General features: G+C 70.2%; 19 protein-coding genes and 1 pseudogene. 12 read left to right on the top strand and 8 right to left on the bottom strand.

The features are described from left to right. Positions 1 to 7: 7 nt before the first annotated feature. The 7 genes from tal (at position 8) to ACI2L1_RS31780 (ending at position 8465) form a co-directional block, all read left to right on the top strand. On the top strand, positions 8 to 1153 hold the full coding sequence (gene tal / locus ACI2L1_RS31810; protein WP_404742861.1) for a transaldolase: 1146 nt from the start codon (positions 8 to 10) through the stop codon (positions 1151 to 1153). After that, a complete protein-coding gene (gene zwf, locus ACI2L1_RS31805) occupies positions 1150 to 2685 on the top strand; it encodes a glucose-6-phosphate dehydrogenase (RefSeq protein ID WP_404742860.1) in 1536 nt (511 codons plus the stop codon). Before tal ends, zwf begins: the two co-directional genes overlap by 4 nt. Continuing rightward, positions 2682 to 3617 (top strand): glucose-6-phosphate dehydrogenase assembly protein OpcA, encoded by a 936-nt coding sequence (gene opcA / locus ACI2L1_RS31800; protein ID WP_404742859.1) that lies wholly within the window; start codon positions 2682 to 2684, stop codon positions 3615 to 3617. Before zwf ends, opcA begins: the two co-directional genes overlap by 4 nt. A gap of 161 nt (positions 3618 to 3778) precedes the next feature. Further along, complete coding sequence (gene pgi / locus ACI2L1_RS31795) at positions 3779 to 5425, top strand: glucose-6-phosphate isomerase (RefSeq protein ID WP_404742858.1); 1647 nt, start codon at positions 3779 to 3781, stop codon at positions 5423 to 5425. Between the two features lies 1 nt (position 5426). Further along, positions 5427 to 6305, top strand: a complete 879-nt coding sequence (gene gnd, locus ACI2L1_RS31790) for a phosphogluconate dehydrogenase (NAD(+)-dependent, decarboxylating) (protein WP_404742857.1) — start codon at positions 5427 to 5429, stop codon at positions 6303 to 6305. Positions 6306 to 6312: 7 nt separating this feature from the next. Beyond that, positions 6313 to 6900, top strand: a complete 588-nt coding sequence (locus ACI2L1_RS31785) for a histidine phosphatase family protein (protein WP_404742856.1) — start codon at positions 6313 to 6315, stop codon at positions 6898 to 6900. A gap of 101 nt (positions 6901 to 7001) precedes the next feature. Continuing rightward, positions 7002 to 8465, top strand: a complete 1464-nt coding sequence (locus tag ACI2L1_RS31780) for a membrane-associated oxidoreductase (protein ID WP_404742855.1) — start codon at positions 7002 to 7004, stop codon at positions 8463 to 8465. A 7-nt stretch (positions 8466 to 8472) separates the two neighbouring features. Here the strand turns inward: ACI2L1_RS31780 and ACI2L1_RS31775 are convergent, their stop codons facing one another. Then, positions 8473 to 9348, bottom strand: coding sequence for a shikimate dehydrogenase (locus tag ACI2L1_RS31775; protein ID WP_404742854.1), 876 nt, complete (start codon positions 9346 to 9348; stop codon positions 8473 to 8475). 128 nt (positions 9349 to 9476) lie between these two features. Here ACI2L1_RS31775 and ACI2L1_RS31770 point away from each other — a divergent pair, with 128 nt between their 5' ends. Further along, complete coding sequence (locus ACI2L1_RS31770; RefSeq protein ID WP_404742853.1) at positions 9477 to 10142, top strand: TetR family transcriptional regulator; 666 nt, start codon at positions 9477 to 9479, stop codon at positions 10140 to 10142. A gap of 103 nt (positions 10143 to 10245) precedes the next feature. On the opposite strand, the pseudogene ACI2L1_RS31765 reads toward ACI2L1_RS31770, so the two are convergent. Next, positions 10246 to 10419, bottom strand: a pseudogene (locus ACI2L1_RS31765) (VOC family protein); the annotation flags it as partial. 336 nt (positions 10420 to 10755) lie between these two features. On the opposite strand from ACI2L1_RS31765, the gene ACI2L1_RS31760 reads away from it, so the two are divergent. Together ACI2L1_RS31760 and ACI2L1_RS31755 are read left to right on the top strand one after the other, a co-directional pair. Continuing rightward, positions 10756 to 11301 carry a hypothetical protein gene (locus ACI2L1_RS31760; RefSeq protein ID WP_404742852.1) on the top strand — a complete coding sequence of 182 codons (546 nt, stop codon included), beginning with the start codon at positions 10756 to 10758 and terminating at the stop codon, positions 11299 to 11301. 293 nt (positions 11302 to 11594) lie between these two features. Further along, positions 11595 to 12317, top strand: coding sequence for a dienelactone hydrolase family protein (locus tag ACI2L1_RS31755; RefSeq protein ID WP_404742851.1), 723 nt, complete (start codon positions 11595 to 11597; stop codon positions 12315 to 12317). A gap of 139 nt (positions 12318 to 12456) precedes the next feature. Here the strand turns inward: ACI2L1_RS31755 and ACI2L1_RS31750 are convergent, their stop codons facing one another. Beyond that, positions 12457 to 12906 (bottom strand): PPOX class F420-dependent oxidoreductase, encoded by a 450-nt coding sequence (locus ACI2L1_RS31750; protein WP_404742850.1) that lies wholly within the window; start codon positions 12904 to 12906, stop codon positions 12457 to 12459. A gap of 156 nt (positions 12907 to 13062) precedes the next feature. Here ACI2L1_RS31750 and ACI2L1_RS31745 point away from each other — a divergent pair, with 156 nt between their 5' ends. Beyond that, entirely contained in the window at positions 13063 to 14289 is a 1227-nt protein-coding gene (locus tag ACI2L1_RS31745) for a serine hydrolase domain-containing protein (protein ID WP_404742849.1), read from the top strand. On the opposite strand, the gene ACI2L1_RS31740 is transcribed toward ACI2L1_RS31745, so the two are convergent. The 5 genes from ACI2L1_RS31740 to ribA are packed head-to-tail and all read right to left on the bottom strand — an operon-like array spanning position 14290 to position 19301. Further along, the gene (locus ACI2L1_RS31740) at positions 14290 to 15450 is read right to left on the bottom strand and encodes a saccharopine dehydrogenase family protein (RefSeq protein ID WP_404742848.1); all 1161 of its coding nucleotides are present in this window, start codon (positions 15448 to 15450) and stop codon (positions 14290 to 14292) included. After that, positions 15443 to 16507 (bottom strand): saccharopine dehydrogenase, encoded by a 1065-nt coding sequence (locus tag ACI2L1_RS31735; protein WP_404742847.1) that lies wholly within the window; start codon positions 16505 to 16507, stop codon positions 15443 to 15445. Before ACI2L1_RS31735 ends, ACI2L1_RS31740 begins: the two co-directional genes overlap by 8 nt. Further along, positions 16504 to 17637, bottom strand: coding sequence for an NAD(P)/FAD-dependent oxidoreductase (locus ACI2L1_RS31730; protein WP_404742846.1), 1134 nt, complete (start codon positions 17635 to 17637; stop codon positions 16504 to 16506). Before ACI2L1_RS31730 ends, ACI2L1_RS31735 begins: the two co-directional genes overlap by 4 nt. After that, a complete protein-coding gene (locus ACI2L1_RS31725) occupies positions 17634 to 18596 on the bottom strand; it encodes an ornithine cyclodeaminase family protein (protein ID WP_404742845.1) in 963 nt (320 codons plus the stop codon). Before ACI2L1_RS31725 ends, ACI2L1_RS31730 begins: the two co-directional genes overlap by 4 nt. A 45-nt stretch (positions 18597 to 18641) precedes the next feature. Next, entirely contained in the window at positions 18642 to 19301 is a 660-nt protein-coding gene (gene ribA / locus ACI2L1_RS31720) for a GTP cyclohydrolase II (protein ID WP_404742844.1), read from the bottom strand. 38 nt (positions 19302 to 19339) lie between these two features. Here ribA and ACI2L1_RS31715 point away from each other — a divergent pair, with 38 nt between their 5' ends. Beyond that, entirely contained in the window at positions 19340 to 20092 is a 753-nt protein-coding gene (locus ACI2L1_RS31715; protein ID WP_404742843.1) for a creatininase family protein, read from the top strand. Positions 20093 to 20156 lie beyond the last annotated feature (64 nt).

The raw sequence follows: 20156 nt of genomic DNA, 5'->3' as shown, positions 1-20156 counted from the left end.
AAAGAAGATGATCACTGTGACCGAAGCGACCGCGCCCGCGGAAGCACTCAAGCGCCTGTCCGACGAGGGCGTCTCCATCTGGCTGGACGACCTGTCGCGCAGGCGGATCGAGTCCGGGAACCTCGCCGAACTCGTCGCCACGAAGCACGTGGTGGGAGTCACCACCAACCCCTCCATCTTCCAGGCCGCCATCGGCTCCGGAGAGGGCTACGAGGAGCAGCTGACCGACCTCGCCGTGCGCGGTGTGACGGTCGACGAGGCCGTACGGATGATGACCACGGCCGACGTCCGCGCCGCCGCCGACGTGCTGCGTCCGGTGTACGACGCCACCGGCGGCCGGGACGGCCGGGTCTCCATCGAGGTCGACCCGCGACTCGCCCACGACACCCGGGCCACCGTCGCCGAGGCCAAGCAGCTCTCCTGGCTCGTCGACCGCCCGAACGTCATGATCAAGATCCCGGCGACCAGGGCGGGGCTCCCGGCGATCACCGAGGTCATCGGTCTGGGCATCAGCGTCAACGTCACACTGATCTTCTCCCTGGAGCGCTATCGCGAGGTCATGGACGCCTACCTGGCGGGTCTGGAGAAGGCCGCCAGGAAGGGCCTCGACCTCTCCACGATCCACTCCGTCGCGTCCTTCTTCGTCTCCCGAGTCGACTCCGAGATCGACAAGCGGCTGACGGTCCTCGGCACGGACGCGGCACTCGCCCTCAAGGGGAAGGCCGCGCTCGCCAACGCGCGGCTCGCCTACGAGGCGTACGAGGAGGTCTTCGCGTCGGCTCGCTGGACCGCCCTCGGCGGTGCCCGCGCCAACAAGCAGCGCCCGCTGTGGGCCTCGACCGGCGTGAAGGACCCGGCCTACAAGTCCACCCTGTACGTCGACGACCTGGTCGCGCCCGGCACGGTCAACACCATGCCGGAGGCCACGCTGAACGCCACCGCCGAGCACGGCGAGATCACCGGCGACACGGTGACCGGCGGCTACGCGCAGGCCCGCGCCGACCTGGCCGCCGTGGAAGCGCTGGGGATCTCGTACGACGAGGTCGTGCAGCAGCTGGAGGACGAGGGCGTCGCCAAGTTCGAGGTGGCCTGGCAGGACCTGCTGGACGCCGTCACGAAGTCGCTGAACAGCAAGGGAGTTGACGCGGAATGACCATCACCGCTGACTGGGAGAACCCCCTGCGCGACGAGCGCGACCGGCGCCTGCCCCGGATCGCCGGACCCTCCGGGCTCGTCATCTTCGGTGTCACCGGCGACCTGTCCCGCAAGAAACTGATGCCCGCCGTCTACGACCTCGCCAACCGCGGCATGCTCCCGCCGGGCTTCTCGCTCGTCGGGTTCGCCCGCCGGGACTGGGAGGACGAGGACTTCGCGCAGATCGTGCACGACTCGGTGCGCGAGCACGCGCGGACCGAGTTCCGTGAGGAGGTCTGGCAGCAGCTCGCCGAGGGCATGCGCTTCATCCCGGGCGACTTCGACGACGACACGGCGTTCAAGCAGCTGCGCCAGACCGTCGAGGACCTGGACAAGGCGCGCGGCACCAGCGGCAACTACGCCTTCTACCTCTCCGTACCGCCGAAGTTCTTCCCGAAGGTCGTCCAGCAGCTGAAGAAGCACGGGCTGGCGAACGCGCCCGAGGGTTCCTGGCGCCGCGCGGTCATCGAGAAGCCGTTCGGCCGCGACCTGAAGAGCGCCCGCGAGCTCAACGCGCTGGTGCACGACGTGTTCGAGCCGGACCAGGTGTTCCGCATCGACCACTACCTCGGCAAGGAGACCGTCCAGAACATCCTGGCGCTCCGCTTCGCCAACCAGATGTACGAGCCCATCTGGAACCGTTCGTACGTCGACCACGTACAGATCACCATGGCCGAGGACATCGGCATCGGCGGCCGGGCCGGCTACTACGACGGCATCGGCGCGGCCCGTGACGTCATCCAGAACCACCTGCTCCAGCTGATGGCGCTCACGGCCATGGAGGAGCCCGCCGCGTTCGACGCCGAGTCGCTGCTGACCGAGAAGCTGAAGGTCCTCAGGGCCGTGAAGCTGCCGGAGGACATCGGCGCGCACGCCGTGCGGGGGCAGTACGCGGGCGCCTGGCAGGGTGGCGAGAAGGTGCTCGGCTATCTGGAGGAGGAGGGCATCGACCCCGCCTCCACGACGGACACGTTCGCGGCCATCAAGCTGAACGTCGACAACCGCCGCTGGGCGGGGGTGCCGTTCTACCTGAGGACGGGCAAGCGTCTCGGCCGTCGCGTGACCGAGATCGCGGTCGTCTTCCAGACCGCACCGCACTCCCCGTTCGACCACACGGCGACCGAGGAGCTCGGCAAGAACGCGATCGTCATCCGTGTCCAGCCCGATGAGGGCATGACGGTCCGGTTCGGGTCGAAGGTGCCGGGCACCTCGATGGAGATCCGGGACGTGACGATGGACTTCGCCTACGGCGAGTCGTTCACGGAGTCCAGCCCGGAGGCGTACGAGCGCCTCATCCTGGATGTCCTCCTCGGGGACGCCAACCTGTTCCCCCGTCACCAGGAAGTGGAAGAGTCCTGGAAGATCCTCGACCCGATCGAGGAGCACTGGGCGAACCACGGCCGGCCGGCGCAGTACGCGTCGGGCACCTGGGGACCCGAGGAAGCCGACGAGATGCTCGCACGAGACGGACGGAGCTGGCGCAGGCCATGAAGATCGACCTGACCGACACCACGGCAAGCAAGATCAACAAGGCGCTGGTGCAGGGTCGCCGCGCCATCGGAACCCCCGCGGTGGGCATGGTCCTGACGATGGTGATCGTCACGGACGAGGAGAACGCCTACGACGCGATCAAGGCGGCCGAGGAGGCCTCGCACGAGCACCCCTCGCGCACCCTGGTCGTCATCAAGCGGCACGCCCGGACCCCGCGCGACCGCACCAACTCGCACCTGGACGCCGAGGTGCGGGTGGGCGCCGACGCCGGCACCGGCGAGACGGTCATCCTGCGGACCTACGGCGAGGTGTCCGACCACGCCGACTCCGTGGTGCTGCCGCTGCTGCTGCCGGACGCCCCGGTCGTCGTGTGGTGGCCGGTGGACGCGCCGGAGATCCCCGCGAAGGACCCGCTGGGAGCGCTGGCCCAGCGCCGGATCACCGACCTGTACGCGGTGGAGAACCCCCTTGAGATGCTCCGCACCCGGGTGCGCTCCTACGCGCCGGGCGACACCGACCTCGCCTGGACCCGGCTGACGCCGTGGCGCTCGATGCTCGCGGCGGCCCTCGACCAGGCCCGCGCGGAGATCATCTCCGGGGCGGTGGAGGCCGAGCAGGACAACCCTGCCGCCGAACTGCTCGCGCGCTGGCTGGAGGCGCGGCTGAAGGTGAAGATCGACCGGGTCGTCACGGCGGGGCCGGTCGTCACGGCCGTCCGCCTGGGCACCGCGAACGGCGAGGTCGTCATCGACCGCCCCGAGGGCCCGCTGGCCACGCTCTCCCTCCCTGGCCAGCCCTCCCGCACCCTCGCGCTGAAGGTCCGCTCCACCTCCGAACTCATCGCCGAGGAGCTCCGTCGCCTCGACGCCGACGAGATGTACGCCGTGGCCCTGCGGGGCGAGGGGGGGTCTGATGGATCAGGCCGGCTCTGAGTGGCAGCACGTGTTGACCAAGCCGAGCGAGGTCATGGGGGTCCCCCGACGCGGAGCGTCGGCCACCGACGACAGCGCCTCTGGGGGCGTGCGTGCCAGACCCCGCGACGCCGGCAAGATCCATCAGACGCCCCCTCCGGGCACCAAGGAGACACCTGCTCATGTCTGATTCCCCTCTTCTGACGCGCCGCCCCGAGTGGACCGCGCTGGAGGACCACCGCGCCGAGTGGCACGCGCATCTGCGTGAGCTGTTCGCGACGGATCCGGGGCGCGCGGAGCGGTATGTCGTGCGCGTCGGTGATCTGCGTATCGACTACTCCAAGCACCTGATCAACGACGAGACCCTGGCCCTGCTCCAGGAACTGGCCGGCGCCACCGACGTGTTCGGGCTCCGCGACGCCATGTTCCGCGGCGAGCGGATCAACCTCACCGAGGACCGGGCGGCCCTGCACACCGCGCTGCGCGCGCCCGCCAACGCGGTGGTCGAGGTGGACGGGGAGAACGTCGTGCCGCGCGTGCACGCCGTGCTCGACAAGATGACCGACTTCGCGAACCGGGTCCGCTCCGGCGAGTGGACCGGCCACACCGGCAAGCGGATCAAGAACGTCGTCAACATCGGCATCGGCGGCTCCGACCTCGGTCCCGCGATGGCGTACGAGGCCCTGCGGGCCTACACGGCACGGGAGTTGACCTTCCGTTTCGTGTCCAACGTGGACGGCGCCGACCTCCACGAGGCGGTGCGGGACCTGGACCCGGCGGAGACGTTGTTCATCGTCGCGTCCAAGACCTTCACCACGATCGAGACGATCACCAACGCCACCTCGGCCCGTACCTGGCTCCTGAAGGGGCTGGGCGGCGAGGACAAGGCGGTCGCCCGGCACTTCGTCGCCCTGTCGACGAACGCCGAGAAGGTCACCGACTTCGGCATCGACCCGGACAACATGTTCGAGTTCTGGGACTGGGTCGGCGGCCGCTACTCCTACGACTCGGCGATCGGCCTCTCCCTGATGACCGCCATCGGCCCGGATCACTTCCGGGAGATGCTCGACGGCTTCCGGATCGTCGACGAGCACTTCCAGAACGCGTCCGCCGAGGACAACGCCCCGCTGATCCTGGGCCTGTTGGGCATCTGGTACGGCAACTTCCACGGCGCCCAGTCGCACGCGGTACTGCCGTACTCGCACTACCTGTCCAAGTTCACCGCATATCTCCAGCAGCTGGACATGGAGTCCAACGGCAAGTCGGTGGACCGTGACGGCAACCCGGTGCAGTGGCAGACCGGTCCGGTGGTGTGGGGCACGCCCGGCACCAACGGGCAGCACGCCTACTACCAGTTGATCCACCAGGGCACCAAGCTCATCCCGGCCGACCTGATCGGCTTCGCCCGCCCGATCGACGAGCTGAGCGACGAACTCAAGGCGCAGCACGACCTGTTGATGGCCAACCTGTTCGCGCAGGGACAGGCGCTCGCCTTCGGCAAGACCGCCGAGGAGGTCCGCGCGGAGGGCGTGGCCGAGGAGCAGGTGGCCCACCGCACCTTCCAGGGCAACCACCCCACGACCACCATCCTGGCGAAGGAACTCACCCCCTCCGTCCTCGGCCAACTGGTCGCCCTCTACGAGCACAAGGTGTTCGTCCAGGGCGCGGTCTGGAACATCGACTCCTTCGACCAGTGGGGCGTCGAGCTCGGCAAGGTCCTCGCCAAGCGTGTCGAGCCCGCCCTCACCGAAGGGGCCGAGGTCCCCGGTCTCGACTCCTCCACCACCGCCCTCGTGGCCGCCTACCGTGAACTGAAGGAAGTGCACTGACATGCAGTTGGGACTCATCGGCCTGGGCAAGATGGGCGGCAACATGCGCGAGCGGATCCGCCGCGCAGGCCACACCGTCACCGGCTACGACCGCAACCCCGAGGTCTCCGACGTGGCGAGCCTGTCCGAGCTGGTCGACAAGCTCGAAGCCCCGCGTGTGGTCTGGGTGATGGTTCCCGCCGGGGGCGCCACCCAGTCCGTCGTGGACGAACTCGGCGAGCTCCTCTCCCCCGGCGACACCGTGGTCGACGGCGGCAACTCCCGCTGGACGGACGACGAGAAGCACGCCGAGGAGCTCGGCGCCAAGGGCATCGGCTTCGTCGACGCCGGTGTCTCCGGCGGTGTGTGGGGCCTCCAGAACGGCTACGCGCTGATGGTCGGCGGCGACAAGGAGCACGTGGACCGGCTCCAGCCGATCTTCGAGGCGCTCAAGCCCGAGGGGCCGTACGGCTACGTCCACGCCGGCAAGGTCGGTGCCGGGCACTTCTCCAAGATGGTCCACAACGGCATCGAGTACGCCATGATGCAGGCGTACGCCGAGGGCTGGGAGCTCCTTGAGAAGGTCGAGTCGGTGGACAGCGTCCGGGAGGTGTTCCGCTCCTGGCAGGACGGGACCGTCATCCGCTCCTGGCTGCTCGACCTCGCGGTCAACGCCCTGGACGAGGACGAGCACCTGGACAAGCTGAAGGGCTTCGCCCAGGACTCCGGCGAGGGCCGCTGGACCGTGGAGGCGGCCGTGGACAACGCGGTGCCACTGCCCACGATCACCGCGTCGCTGTTCGCCCGGTTCGCGTCCCGTCAGGACGACTCACCGCAGATGAAGATGATCGCGGCACTGCGCAACCAGTTCGGCGGACACGCCGTCGAAGCGAAGAAGTAGGCGCACCGTGGGGGATCTTCTTCTGGTCCGCCACGGCGAGACGGAGTGGAGCGTGTCGGGACAGCACACCAGCTGGACCGACCTGCCCCTCACCCAGCACGGCGAGGAACAGGCCAAGTCCCTCGCTCCGCTCCTGACCGGCCGGACCTTCTCGCTCGCGCTGACCAGTGAGCTGGGCCGCGCGATACGCACCGCCGAACTGGCGGGCATCACCGGGGCCTTGACCGACCCCGACCTCCACGAGTGGGACTACGGCGCCTACGAGGGCGTCACCACCGTGGACATCCATCGCACCCGGCCCGACTGGTACCTCTGGACCGACGGCGTCCCACCCGGCCCGGACGGACACCCCGGGGAGTCGCCCGAGGAGGTGGGACAGCGCGCCGACCGCGTCCTGTCCCGCGTGGACACCGCCCTCCCCGACGGTGACGTGGTCCTCGTGGCCCACGCCCACTTCCTGCGGGTCCTGACGGCCCGTCGGCTGGGGCTCGCCCCGGCAAACGGGCGGCTGTTCCAGCTGGCGACCGGGACGGTGAGCAGGCTGTCGACGGAACACGGCCGGCCGGTGGTCGCGGAGTGGAACACCAGGGCATAGCACGCCGGTTGAGGTGGCGGCCCGGGAGCACATGCTCCCGGGCCGTCGTCGTGCACAGGGCCTGTTGACACCGTGACCCGTGCGTTGGAGAGTCACGGCTGATGGAGATCAACAACCTGACACCGGCCGAACTGAGGGTGTGGCGGGCCTTTCCCCGGGGCGAGGCCGTGGATTTCCGTGCGGCGGCGGACGAGGACGTGACGGGCGGTGCCGACTGGGGTGCCGAACGGACGGTTCGCGCCGTCGTGTTGCGGGCACTGCTGCTCAACGGGCCGCAGGAGGACGGGGAGATACCCGCACTGAAGCTGGCCGGTGCGCGGATCACCGGAGTGCTCGGTCTTCAGTACGGCACCGTCGACCACGCCGTACGCCTCAGCCAGTGCTTCTTCGAGGACGCACCGCTGCTGTACGGCTCCCGGCTGCGCCAGTTGAACCTCAGCGGCTCCGTACTGCCGGCGCTGACCGCCCCAACGATGCGCGTGGAGGCGATGCTTCGGATGACGGACGCCCGGGTGGGCGGGCCGGTGCGGCTCGGCGGGGCGCAGATCGCCGGGGCGCTGTTCATCGATCGCGTCGAGGTCACTGCGGTCGACGCCGGGGAACCCGCGCTCCAGCTCAACCATATGACCATCGGCGACGACCTGTGGGCGCCGGGCCTGCGCGCCCACGGCGAGGTCCGCCTCAACGGAGCCACCGTTGCCGGTTCCGTGAACCTCAACGACGCCCGGCTCAGCCACCCCGGAGACATCGTCCTCGACGCGCAGACCCTCGTCGTGGAGGGCGACTTCCATCTGCGCCGGGTGCACACCTTCGGCTGGATCGGCCTGCGCGGCGCACGGATCGCAGGCCGGCTCGACTTCTCGTACGCCCATCTGTCGAACCCGGGCGACGCGGCGCTCAGGGCGAACAGCTCCACCATCGGGGAACTCTGGCTGCGCAAGGGGCCGCCCATGCAGGGGACCCTCAGCCTTCGCCGCGCCCAGATCGACGACCTGTTCCTGGAACCCGAAGTGGTGCCGGAAGAGGTCCAGTTCAACAAACTCGTCTACACGTCGCTGACCCCGCAGGAGCCCGCTGAGCGCCGTCTGCCGATGCTGGAGCGCGACCGCGAGGGCTATGTCCCGCACGCCTACGAGCAGTTGACCGCCGCCTACCGCCGCATCGGCGACGACCGCGCCGCCCGACTGGTCCAACTCGCCAAGCAGCGACGCCACCGCGCCACCCTCGCCTGGTACGGACGACTGTGGGGCCACGTCCAGGACGCCACCGTCGGCTACGGCTTCCACCCGCTGCGCGCCTGCGTCTGGCTGGTCTCCCTGCTCGCCGTCGGCACGATCTCCTACGGCCTCCACCACCCGCCACCTCTCAAGGCGGACGAGGCCCCGCGCTTCAACGCCCTCTTCTACACCCTCGACCTGCTGCTGCCGGTGATCTCCTTCGGCCAGGAGAGCGCCTTCGCCCCACGAGGCTGGTACCAGTCGCTGTCGTACGCTCTGGTCATCGCGGGCTGGATCCTGGCCACGACCGTCTTCGCCGGTGTCACCCGTACCGTCAACCGCCAGTGATCCAGGGTCACTTGGGAGCGGCGACCACGCCCGCGAGCTCCGCGATGTCCGCCAGCATCCGCACCGCGTCCGGCTCCCTGCCCGTGAACAGCCGGAACGCGTCCACGGCCCGGAAGACGGCCATGCCGCCGCCGTCCAGGGTGGCGCAGCCCACCGCACGGGCGGTGCGCAGCAGCTCCGTCTCCAGCGGGCGGTAGACCACCTCGGCGACCCACAGCCCGGGGCGGAGCAGCTCGGCCGGGAAGGGCAGACCGGGGTGGGCGGCCATGCCGGTGGGGGTGGCGTGCACGATGCCGTCGGCGTCGGCGAGCAGGCCCGGCAGCCGGTCCGGCGTGGCCGCGGCCGCGCGTCCCGCTCCGAGGTGACGGTTCAGGGCGGCGGCGAGATCCGCGGCCCGGTCCGCGAGCGCGTCGACGACCGTGACCCGCCCGGCGCCCAGGGTGAGCATGGCGTGGGCGACGGCCGCGCCCGCGCCGCCCGCGCCCAGTTGCACGATCCGTTCCAGGGGCACGTCCGGCAGTCCGCGCGCGAAGGACGCGGCGAAGCCGGTGACGTCGGTGTTGTGTCCGGTCGTACGGCCGTCCTCGAAGACGACGGTGTTGACCGCGCCGAGCGCCTCGGCCTGCGGGGCGAGCGCGTCCAGGTGCTCGATGACCAGCTGCTTGCAGGGGTGTGTGATGTTCAGGCCGTCGAAGCCGAGGTCGCGGGCGGCCCGCACCAGCTCGCCGACCGCTTCGGGGCGTACACCGAGCACATCGATGTCGATGAGCCGGTACAGACAGCGCAGGCCCTGCCGGTCCGCCTCCCGCTCGTGCAGCGCCGGACTCAGCGAGGGGCCGATGCCCGCGCCGATCAGTCCGACGAGAAACGAGTCCTTGGCCACACGACCTCCTGAGCCGATCAGTAATGTACGAACCAGTACGTTAGCTATACCAGCCGTCCGCCCTACAGGGAACCCCGGCCGACGCCTTCTAGAATCTGCGACACCGGCCGTACTCCCGAAGGAACCCGATGACACGCGTCGACGAACCGGCACGACCGAACGGGCGGATCCGCGACGCCGCCCGTACCCAGGCCGAGATCCTCGACGTTGCGACCCAGGAGTTCGCGCGGGCCGGCTACGACGGCGCCCGCGTCGACGAGATCGCCGCCCGCACCCGCACCACCAAGCGGATGATCTACTACTACTTCGGCGGCAAGGAACAGCTGTTCACGGCCGTTCTGGAGCGGGCGTACACCGTGATCCGCGAGGCCGAGCAGGAGCTGGACGTCGAGCATCCGGATCCGGTCGCGGCGATCCGGCGCCTTGCCGAGCTGACCTTCGACCACCACGAGCAGCACCCCGACTTCATCCGTCTGGTCAGCATCGAGAACATCCATGGGGCCGAGCACATCGCCGCCTCCGAGAAGCTCGGCAAGATCGGCTCCCCCGCGCTCGACGTGATCCGCCGCATCCTGGCCACCGGGCAGGAGTCCGGCCTCTTCACGGCCGACGTGGACGCGGTCGACCTGCACGCGATGATCAGCTCGTTCTGCTTCTTCCGGGTGGCCAACCGGCACACCTTCGGCGCCCTCTTCGGCCGCGACCTGGTCGCCCCCGAGCAACGCGAGCACTACCGGACCATGCTGGGGGACATGGTGATCGCCTATCTGACGGCGGAGCGGTCCGCCGGCTGAGCCGTACGTCCGGACCTCTTGACAGCAGGGAAACGTGGGCGCAGCATCCGTGGCCGCTACTAACTACCCAGTGGGTTAATTAATTGGGTAGCTCCCCGGAGTCCCAGTCGGCGTCCGGCCAGCCGAGCATCAGGAGGTCGTGCTCCCCTGATTCGGGTCCGCCGACCGCGCGCCAGACGACACCCAGTCCGAGCCCCTCGACCCAGAACCGCTCGGCGGCGGCCAGGTCACGGGAAGGGCGGGCGATACGGATGTGGCTGCGGCCGTTGACCGGCATGGTGACCTCTTCCTCTGTTCCCTCTGCGCGCCGACCGCTTCTTTCGGCGTGCCGGTCAGCGTAGGCGGGGCTGATCGTCGACACATCGGCCCTCCGGCCGGCGCCCCCGGCCCTAGGACCTCCCCCGCCGCCCACACCCCGTTGACAGATGACGTTTTCAGCAAGAACATCGGCCGAAACAAGCAGAAAAGAACAGCACTGCGGCACGGCAACCCCATGACCCCCCGCCTTACGCCGAAGGACATGAGTGGTGCGCATTCTTTCCCGTAAGTTCGGCCGTCCCCTGGCCGACGCCCTGGCGATGGTGCTGCCCTGCCGACCATCGGCTACCCCTTCGTGGAGACCGACATGATCGGCGGCTCCGGCGGCCAACCCGCCCCGGCGAAGGAGGTGTTGGTGCGCTGGGCACAGTCGGCGTCGTACATGCCGCTGATGTACGCCTCCACCTCCCCTGTGGACACCACGGACGTGGCGACCGGTCAGAAGGTGGACTACGACCAGCAGACCGTCGACCTCTGCCGAGAGTCCGTCGCCCGCCACGAGCGGCTGGCCCCCTACATCTGGGACCAGGTGCGGCACACGCTGCGGACCGGCGACCCGATCGTGCGGCCGCTCTTCTTCGACTACCCGCAGGACAAGGCGAGTTACACGATCAGCGACGAGTGGCTGCTCGGCCCCGCGGTACTCGCGGCCCCCAACCTCACGGCGTCGGCCTCGCGGGACATCCATCTGCCGCCCGGCACGTGGTACGACGTCAACCGGGGTAGGACGATCAAGGGGCCGGTGACACTGGCGTCGTACGCCACGCCGCTCACCGTCACCCCCGCGTTCGTGAACCTCCGCGCGAAGGGCGCCCGCGAGGCTCTGAGCGCGCTGCGCTGACGCGCGCAGACCACCGCGCACTCCGGCCGGATTCAGGGGCGGCCGGGGTGCGCGGACCGCGCGCCCACGCTTCACCCGGCGAGCTTCGGCAGTCGACTCCGAGCCGCGGAACCGCCGCGAAAACCTGTGGGCGGGCCCCGGCGGCGCCTGCTACCTTTCCGGAGGCCGTGCAAGAGAACGAGGAGGTGGTACCCGTGAACGCAGTATCGACATGGGTGCTCCCCTCCGGGGTCGCGGTCGGACGATAGGTCGTCCGGGAGCGCCGTTCCAGCGCATTCCCGAAAGGCACGACCATGAAGTTCACCTCCGAGCAACGCCTCGACGACGGCGTCCTCGAACGCGAGTTCACCCTCGGCGAGATCCCCGGGACCCTGTGGACACCTGAGTCCGCGGCACCGGCCCCACTGGTCCTGATGGCCCACAACAACGGCCTGCCCAAGAGGGACTCCCGGCTGGTGGCCCGGGCCCGGATCACCGCGGCGTACGGCTACGCGGTGGCCACCATCGACGCCGCCGGATGCGGTGACCGGCCCCGTTCCGCCGCCGACGAGCAGGCCCGCACCGAGCTCCGCCGGGCGATGCGGGCCGGCGAGCCGGTCGACGAGATCTTCGAGTCCGTCGTCGGCCCGCTGGTCGAACAGGCGGCCCCGGAATGGCGGACCACCCTGGACGCCCTCCTCTCGCTGCCCGAGATCGGCGGCCCGGTCGGATACTCCGGGTGGATGGCCCTCGGTATCCGCCTCGCGGCGGTCGAGCCGCGCATCACGGCCGCCGGCTTCTTCGCCGGGGGCTACGTGCCCCGCGCCCAGCGTGAGGAGGCCCGGCAGGTCACCATTCCGCTGCTGATGCTGCTGCAGTGGGACGACGAAGGGAACCCCCGTCAGCGGGCCCTGGACCTGTTCGACGCCTTCGGCACCAAGGAGAAGACGCTGCACGCCAATATGGGCGGCCACACCGGCACCCCGTCGTTCGAGCTGACGGACGGGAACCGCTTCTTCGGCCGACACCTGAAGTAAGGCCGGCCGACAGCCGTCAGGCGCTGTCGGCCGGGCCACGGCTCATCGAGGACGGGTCCCGGCCCTCGTCGATGAGCCGTGGCCGGCAGGTGTTCCCGTGGAGCGCCGATGCTGCCCGTACAAGCACTGAGGTCTCCCTTCAGCCCCGGTCTCCACGCCCCGGAATCCCGTACGCCCGCTCCACCCTCAACCGCAGCACCAGCCGTCGGTCCCGGACCATCGCCGCCCGGAAGTCGTCCCAGTCGGGATGCTCCCCCAGGACGTCGCGGTACAGGCGGATCAGTTCCTCGACCGTGTCGTCGTGCGGGTCCTTCGCCACGGGCGTGAGGTCGGCCGTGCCCTCCGCGACCGTGTACGCCCATCGGTCCGGAGTCGTCACGTGGTACGACGCGCGGGGGTCCCGGCGCAGGTTGCGGGTCTTGGCGCGGTCGTCCGTGAGGGAGACCCGGATGATCCGTTCCTCAGGGGAGTAGGCGTGGTTGACGTTCGACAGCTGGGGCCGGCCGTCGTGCTTGAGGGTGACCAGCACCCCACCGTGGCCCTCGGAGAGCAGCCGGAGCAGTGCGTCCTGCGTCGCGTCCTGAGTCATGTCAGCGGCAACCTGTCGGCGGTGCCGCGCATTCCCGTGACCGCCGGTCTCGGCCGACCCGCAGACGATCACACTTTCCTGAGCGACGATGATGTCTGGGGTGGTCCGGGCCGGGTGTACCGGTCCGCACTTCGACGGACGCGACGGAGGAGAGCGATGGCACAGCTGCGACAAGAGGTCGACCCCGGTGAGGTGGGGCTGGACGCGAAGGCACTGGACCGCCTCGACCAGCACTTCGCCCACTACGTCGACGAGGGCCGGATGCCCGGCTTCCTGGTCTCCGTCGCCCGCGGCGGACGCGTCGCCCACCTCACCACGCACGGCCACCGCGACCTCGCGGCCGGGCTGCCGGTCGAGGCCGACACCCTGTGGCGGATCTACTCGATGACCAAGCCGGTCACCTCGGTGGCCGCCCTGCTGCTGGTGGAGGAGGGACGGCTGTCCCTTGACGACCCGATCGCCGACTACCTGCCGGCGTTCGCGGAACCCCGGGTCCATGTGGACGGTACCGGCGACACCCTCACGACCCGCCCCGCCGACGGTCCGATACTGGTCCGGCACCTCATGACCCACACCGCGGGCCTGACCTTCGCCTTCTACCACTCCCACCCCGTGGACGCCCTCTACCGCGAGGCCGGCCTGGAGTCGTCCGTGCTGCCGGGCTCGGACCTCGCCAGGACGGTCGCCGTGTACGCGAGCCTGCCCCTGCAGTTCGAGCCCGGCACGCAGTGGAACTACTCGGTCGCCTCCAACGTGCTGGGCCGGGTCATCGAAGTCGTGTCCGGCCAGGCCCTCGACACCTTCTTCGCGGAACGGATCTTCGCACCGCTCGGCATGCCCGACGCCGGCTTCTGCGTGCCGGACGAACAGGCCCACAGACTCTCCGAGTTGTACGGCGAGAAGGACGACGGCACGATCGAGCCGGTCCCCGGGCTGCCGCTCAGGGGCCGCCCCCGGCTGCTGTCCGGAAGCGGCGGCATGGCGGCGTCCGCGTACGACGTCCACCGCTTCACGGAACTCCTGCGCCGCCGCGGCGAACTCGACGGCACCCGCCTGCTGTCCGCCGAGACGGTGGACCTGATGACCTCCAACCACCTCCCCGGCGGCGCCGACCTGCGCGCCTTCGGCACCAAGCCCGCCCACGACGAGCCCGGCAACGACGGCGTCGGCTTCGGCCTCGGTGTCTCCGTGGTGATCGACCCCGCCCGCACCCTCGCCCCCTCGGGTCTCGGGTCCTACGGCTGGAGCGGGGTGGCCTCCACGACGTTCTGGGTCGACCCGGGCCGTGACCTGAGCGTCCAGTTCTTCACCCAGGTACGGCCCAGGACCCTGAAGCTCTTCCCGGACCTGAAGCGGCTGGTCCACGAGGCGGTCGTCGACTAGCTAGGCCCCGCGATCGACCCGGAGTGTGAAGTGGACGCCGTCACGGGCGAGTTCACGCAGCCACTCCTCGGACCTGGCCGCCGTCTCCGCCGCTCGGTTCAGGCCCGCCGGAAGGGTGCCGTCCAGGATGTGGCCGATGCCGAGGGCGAGGGTGCGGGAGACGCAGCGGGCCATGGCGCTGTCCTCCTCGTCGCCCACCAGGTCGAGGAGGTAGCCGCCGGACCAGGTGCGGCCGTCCTCCGCGCGCACGTCGAGGGAGACGGCGAGGACGACGCGGTCGCGGTCGGCGTCCGTCGTCGGATAACGGGCCGCCAACTCCTGGGCCAGGGCGGCGATCCGGGTGTCGTCGCCGGTCTTCAACTCCTCGAAGACCGGCTCCCAGGCCCGCAGCCAGCCGTCGAGGCGCAGGGTGCCGCGTACGAAGGTCCGCGGGGTCCAGGCAGCGGGCAGCCCGTACTGCTCGACGAAGGGGACGCTGTCGCGGTTGGGGTAGACCTCGAAGGTCTCGCCGTCCACGACATGGCGCCGGGTCGCCTCCCAGGGACGTTCGGCGGTGGTCGGGGTGCCGTTGTCGATGTACCGGGCGGGCGAGCGCAGGGCGCCCAGAACTCCGAGCGGGGCCCAGCTGAAGCGGTACCTGAAGTCGTTGGGAACGGCGGGGATTCCGCCGCAGTACGAGGTGAGGCCGTACGACGCCGGTGTCGTGTCGCCGATCGCCTCGCGGGCCCGTGCGACGAGGCTGTGCGCGAAGAGATGGTCGATGCCCGGGTCGAGACCGGCCTCGGTGAGGACGACGATCCCGGCCTTCTGCGCCTTTGGGACCTGTTCGAGGACAGCGTCGGAGACATAGCTGGAGCAGGCGAAATGGGCCCGTTCGCGCACACAGGCGGCCAGGATCGCGGCGTGCTCGGGTGCGGGCAGCATCGACACGACGACGTCGCCGGGGGCCAGTTCGGCCGCGAGCGCGGACAGCGTGTACGCGCGGGGTTCGGCCCGCCCGGTGAGTCCCAGACCTTCGAGGGCCTGTGCCGCGCGCTCCTCGGTGCGGTGCCACAGATGTACGCGGTCGGCCGTGTCGCACAGTTCTGCCAGGCCGCTGCCGGTGGAGAGTCCGGCGCCGATCCAGTGGACGGTGCCGGTCGCGGGTACGAGGTCAGACACGTCCGAACTCCCCTTCCCCGATGCCGAGTTCACGGCAGGCCTGATGGAAACGCTCCAGACAGCGTCCCCAGGGACCGCCGACCCCGAACTCCAGCAGCAGGGGCAGCAGGGAGCCCGAGAAGCCGACGCTGGACTCCTCCGGGAGCAGGGACGGCAGGTTGTCGATGGCGATGAGGTCCAGGGGAGGTTCCTTGTGCAGCCGGCGGACGGGCTCGGTCCACTCGGTGGTGCGGTCGTAGACCGGCAGGACGTTCAGGGGTGAGCCGACGTCGCAGGTGACGTCGGAGAGGGTGCGCAGCCGGCGGGACGGGTCGTCCAGGTCCGTCTCGCGGACGAACGGCGGGACGGGGGTGGTGGCCAGTACGCAGTTCACCAGCACGTCGTGGGCGAGCAGGGCGGGGCGGTCCAGGTCGCGGGTCTCGTCGAGGTCCCAGCAGGTCGGCTCGATCCCGGCCGCCCGGAGCGCGACCCGGGCGCCTCGGCCGCTGCGGCCGAGGGCCCCGATCACCAGGGCCGTGAACGCCTCGTCCCCGGCGCCGGGCCGCAGAAGCTCCTCCAGTTCCTCCTGCGAGGTGGGCGCGAGGGGCGCGGCCAGCGTGCCCCGGTGCTGGAGCACGGCCAGGGCGGAGCCCAGGTAACCGGCCCAGTAGCCGAACGCGGCGAGCCTGCGGCCCTGGTCGTCCACCAGGTACTCCAGGTCCAGGAGCGCCCCTCCCCCGGCGGCGAAGCGGCGCAACAGGGCGGCCGCGCCCGGCTGTTCCTTGTAGGCGTGCCCGAAGAAGACATGACGGTGCGTCAAGGTCGGGGGTTCGTCGGGGAGTTCCTTGAGGCCTACGACCACGGCGTCCCGGGGCGCCTGTGAGGTCCACGAACCCGCGGGCGCGACGGCGCAGCCAACCTCCTCGTACTCCTCGATCGGGAAGATCCGCTGCGGGGACTCCTCGACGGTCAGTGTCACGCCCCTGTCGACGAGCCGCCGGGCGTCGGACGGCACGATCGGCGTGCGTCGCTCGGTGGAACGGACCTCGTGGCGCAGCCACAGATGGAGCTCGGTCATACGCGGTTGGCCTCCGGGCGCGGGGCGTCGGCCGCGAACCGGCCGGCGCTGAGCGGGTTGACGTCCACGAAGGGTACGCGGCCCAGGTACAGGTCGCGGACGACCTCGCCGACGGCCGGACCCTGGAGGAATCCGTGGCCGGAGAAGCCGGTGGCGTAGAGGAAGCGGGAGACCGAAGTCGCCTCGCCGATGAGGGCGTTGTGGTCCGGGGTGATCTCGTAGAGGCCGGCCCAGCCGCCGGTGCGGCGCAGGTCGAGGAGAGCGGGGGCACGGTGCTGCATGGCCTCGGCGAGGCGGGGGATCCAGCGGTCGTGGGTGGTGGTGTCGAAGCCGGGGGTCTCGTCGGGGTCGGACATGCCGAGGAGGAGGCCGGGCCCCTCGCGGTGGTAGTAGAGGCTGCTGGTGAAGTCGATGGTCATGGGGAGGTGGGGTGGCAGTGCGTCGACCGGTTCGGTGACCGCGATCTGGCGGCGCAGTGGTTCGACCGGCAGGTCCACGCCGACCATCGCACCGACGGCCCGCGACCAGGCGCCGGCCGCGCAGATCACCGTGTCGGTGGCGATCCGGCCCTTGGTCGTCGCCACGGCGGTGATGTCGTCGCCGCGCAGTTCGATGTCGGTGACCTCGGTGTGCCGCAGGATCGTCGCGCCGTGGCGGCGGGCGTCGGCCGCGTAGCCGTGGACGACGGACTCGGGGGTGCAGTGTCCGTCCTCGGGCGAGAAGGCGGCGGCGAGCAGACCGTCGGTGGTGATGAGCGGGGAGAGCCGTTGTGCCTCGGCCGGGTCGATCATGCGGCTCGGGACGCCGAGGGAGTTCTGCAGCCGCACGCTCTCCTCGAAGGAGGCCACCTCGTCCGGGGTCGACAGGAGGAACAGATAGCCGACCCGGTGCAGCCCGATGTCCTGTCCGGTCTCGGTGGCGAACCGCCCGAACGCCTCCAGGCTGCGCGCCCCCAGCCGGATGTTGAGTTCGTCGGAGAACTGCGCCCGCACCCCGCCCGCGGCCTTGGATGTGGAGCCGGAGGCGAGTTCGTCCCGCTCGACCAGCACCACGTCCCGCACACCCGCCCGCGCCAGATGGCGGGCGATGCTCGTGCCCATGACCCCGCCGCCGATGACGACCGCACTCACGCGTGCTCCCCCTGAGCGGCCCGCACCACGGCCCAGGCCGCTGCCGCGTCCTGGATGCCGAGGCCGACGCTGTTGTAGTAGATGATGTCGGCGCGTCCCGTGCGGGCGGTGGCGCGTCCCGTCAGGACGTCTCCGAGTGCGACGAGGCCGGTCGGCTCGCCCGTCGCGAGCGCTTCCACGATCGGCCCGGCGTGCTCGGCCGCGGTCGCCGGGTCGTCCACGACAACGGCCGCGGATCGCCGTAGGACATCGGAATCCACCTCCCGGCGGGTGGGTTCGAAGGACCCCACGCTGGCCACCGTGCACCCGGGCGCCAGCCACTGCCCGTGCACCACCGGTGTCCTGCTCAGCGTGCAGGTCGCGACCAGGGAGGCGCCGGTCACCGCCTCCTCGGCGCTGCCGACGGCCTCGGCGGCGAACCCGAGGTCCGACAGGGTCTCGGCGGCGCGGGCGCGGTGGCGCGGGGTCGGGCTCCACAGCCGTACCGACTTCAGGTCCCGCACCCGGGAGATCGCCCGCACATGGGCCAGGGCCTGGGTGCCCGACCCCAGGACGGCGAGGTCGGCGCTGTCGGTTGTGGCCAGGGCGTCGACGGCGACGGCGCTCGCGGCGGCCGTGCGCAGGGTGGTCACCGCGGCACCGTCCATGACGGCGGCCAAGCGGCCGGTCACGGGGTCGAGCACCGTGACCACGGCGTGGTTGGTGGGCAGCCCGGCCGCCGTGTTGCCCGGGTTGACGCTGCCGAACTTCGCGACGGCCCCGGAGTCGGCGGAGAGCCGGGAGACGTACGCGAAGACCACGCTGTCGTCGAAGCGGCTCGGATGCATGATCTTCGCCGGCAGATCGGCCGCCCCGGAGCCGAGCGCGGTGAAGGCCGCGCGCTGCGAGGCGATGGCCGTGTCCATGTCGAGCAGGCGGGTGACCTGCTCTCCGGAGAGGAAGAGGACGTCGTCGGTCATTCCCTCTTCCTGTCCGGAATTCCCGTCCCGGAACCCGGCCCGCGATCAGGACAGGTGGGCCACCGCGTCCAGATGGGGGAGGACGTGGTCCAAGCGCTCCCGCTTGGTGCGCAGATAGGTGATGTTGCTCTCGCACGGGGTTATCAGCAGCGGCACCGTCTCGGCGACCTTGATGCCGTGCCGCTGCAGTGCCTCGCGCTTGCGCGGGTTGTTGGACATCAGACGGACCGAGTTCACGCCCAGGTCGTGGAAGATCTCGGCGGCGACGCCGTAGTCGCGGGAGTCCACCGGCAGGCCGAGCGCGAGGTTCGCCTCGACGGTGTCCAGACCCTCCGCCTGCAGCGCCATCGCGCGCAGCTTGGCGAGCAGGCCGATCCCCCGGCCCTCATGGCCACGCAGGTAGACGACGATCCCACTGCCCTCCTTCACCACGGCCCGCAGTGCGGCGTCCAACTGGTCGCCGCACTCACAGTGCTGGGAGCCGAACGCGTCACCGGTCAGGCACTCGGAATGCAGCCGGACGAGGACATCGTCCGAGGCGATGTCACCGTAGACCAGGGCCACTTGTTCGTCACCGCGGTCGTGATCGAGATAGCCGACGGCCTGGAATTTCCCGTACACGGTGGGCAGCGGCGCATTCACCACGCGCTCCACACCCGTACGCTGTGGTGCCTTCTTGCCGAGTACGCCAACTTTGTCTGTCATGATCTGGTTCCTAAGCAGAGACGAAAGGCCGTGAAAAGATGAGTGGTTCGGGAATACGGTCGGCTGCGTACGGTCTGATGCCGACGGACACTACGGAAGACGTACGGACACGGGGGGCGGACGTCTCAACACAGGTCGCCGTCCTTCCGGTCGGGAGCTTCGAACAACACGGTCCGTACCTCCCGTTGGCGACCGACACCCTCGTCGCCTGTGCCGTCGCGCGGGAGATCGCCGCGGCGTACCCGGTGCATCTCCTTCCGCCGGTGACGATCTCCTGCTCGCACGAGCACGCGGCCTGGCCGGGGACCGTCAGCATCTCCTCCGTCACCCTTCACTCGGTGGTACGGGACATCGCGGATTCGCTGCGCCGCTCGGGCGTCGAGGCGCTGGTCGTGGTCAACGGGCACGGCGGGAACTACGTGTTGGGCAACGTCGTCCAGGAGGCCTCCGCGCGCGGGGAGCGGATGGCGCTCTTCCCGGCCGTGGAGGACTGGGAGGCCGCGCGCGGAGACGCGGGGGTGGTCACCTCGCTGCTCACCGACATGCATGCGGGAGAAATCGAGACCTCCATTCTTCTGCACGCGCACCCGGAATGTCTCCGACCCGGTTACGAGACCTCCGATTTCGTCGCGGACGACCGTCGTCATCTCCTCACCCTCGGTATGTCCGGTTACACCGATTCCGGTGTCATCGGGCGCCCTTCGCTGGGCTCGGCGGAAAAAGGGAAAGCGTTGCTGGAGAGCCTCGCGGCTTCCTTCGGGGCGCATTTCTCGACGCTCACGGAGGGGTAGGACTTCGCCGGCCGCCGTAGTCCCTGGTACCAGCGGGCGACCAGGACGACCGCGCCCGGCAGGC

Source organism: Streptomyces sp. NPDC019531 (assembly GCF_044903305.1).
GTDB lineage: Bacteria > Actinomycetota > Actinomycetes > Streptomycetales > Streptomycetaceae > Streptomyces.
Note: the sequence above shows the minus strand (reverse complement) of the source record. Positions and strands in the feature narration are given on the sequence as shown.

Coding starts and splice junctions, on each gene's coding strand:
- tal (WP_404742861.1), top strand. CDS start 8: ATGATCACTGTGACCGAAGCGACCGCGCCCGCGGAAGCACTCAAGCGC.
- zwf (WP_404742860.1), top strand. CDS start 1,150: ATGACCATCACCGCTGACTGGGAGAACCCCCTGCGCGACGAGCGCGAC.
- opcA (WP_404742859.1), top strand. CDS start 2,682: ATGAAGATCGACCTGACCGACACCACGGCAAGCAAGATCAACAAGGCG.
- pgi (WP_404742858.1), top strand. CDS start 3,779: ATGTCTGATTCCCCTCTTCTGACGCGCCGCCCCGAGTGGACCGCGCTG.
- gnd (WP_404742857.1), top strand. CDS start 5,427: ATGCAGTTGGGACTCATCGGCCTGGGCAAGATGGGCGGCAACATGCGC.
- ACI2L1_RS31780 (WP_404742855.1), top strand. CDS start 7,002: ATGGAGATCAACAACCTGACACCGGCCGAACTGAGGGTGTGGCGGGCC.
- ACI2L1_RS31770 (WP_404742853.1), top strand. CDS start 9,477: ATGACACGCGTCGACGAACCGGCACGACCGAACGGGCGGATCCGCGAC.
- ACI2L1_RS31755 (WP_404742851.1), top strand. CDS start 11,595: ATGAAGTTCACCTCCGAGCAACGCCTCGACGACGGCGTCCTCGAACGC.
- ACI2L1_RS31750 (WP_404742850.1), bottom strand. CDS start 12,906: ATGACTCAGGACGCGACGCAGGACGCACTGCTCCGGCTGCTCTCCGAG.
- ACI2L1_RS31745 (WP_404742849.1), top strand. CDS start 13,063: ATGGCACAGCTGCGACAAGAGGTCGACCCCGGTGAGGTGGGGCTGGAC.
- ACI2L1_RS31735 (WP_404742847.1), bottom strand. CDS start 16,507: ATGACCGAGCTCCATCTGTGGCTGCGCCACGAGGTCCGTTCCACCGAG.
- ACI2L1_RS31725 (WP_404742845.1), bottom strand. CDS start 18,596: ATGACCGACGACGTCCTCTTCCTCTCCGGAGAGCAGGTCACCCGCCTG.
- ribA (WP_404742844.1), bottom strand. CDS start 19,301: ATGACAGACAAAGTTGGCGTACTCGGCAAGAAGGCACCACAGCGTACG.
- ACI2L1_RS31715 (WP_404742843.1), top strand. CDS start 19,340: ATGAGTGGTTCGGGAATACGGTCGGCTGCGTACGGTCTGATGCCGACG.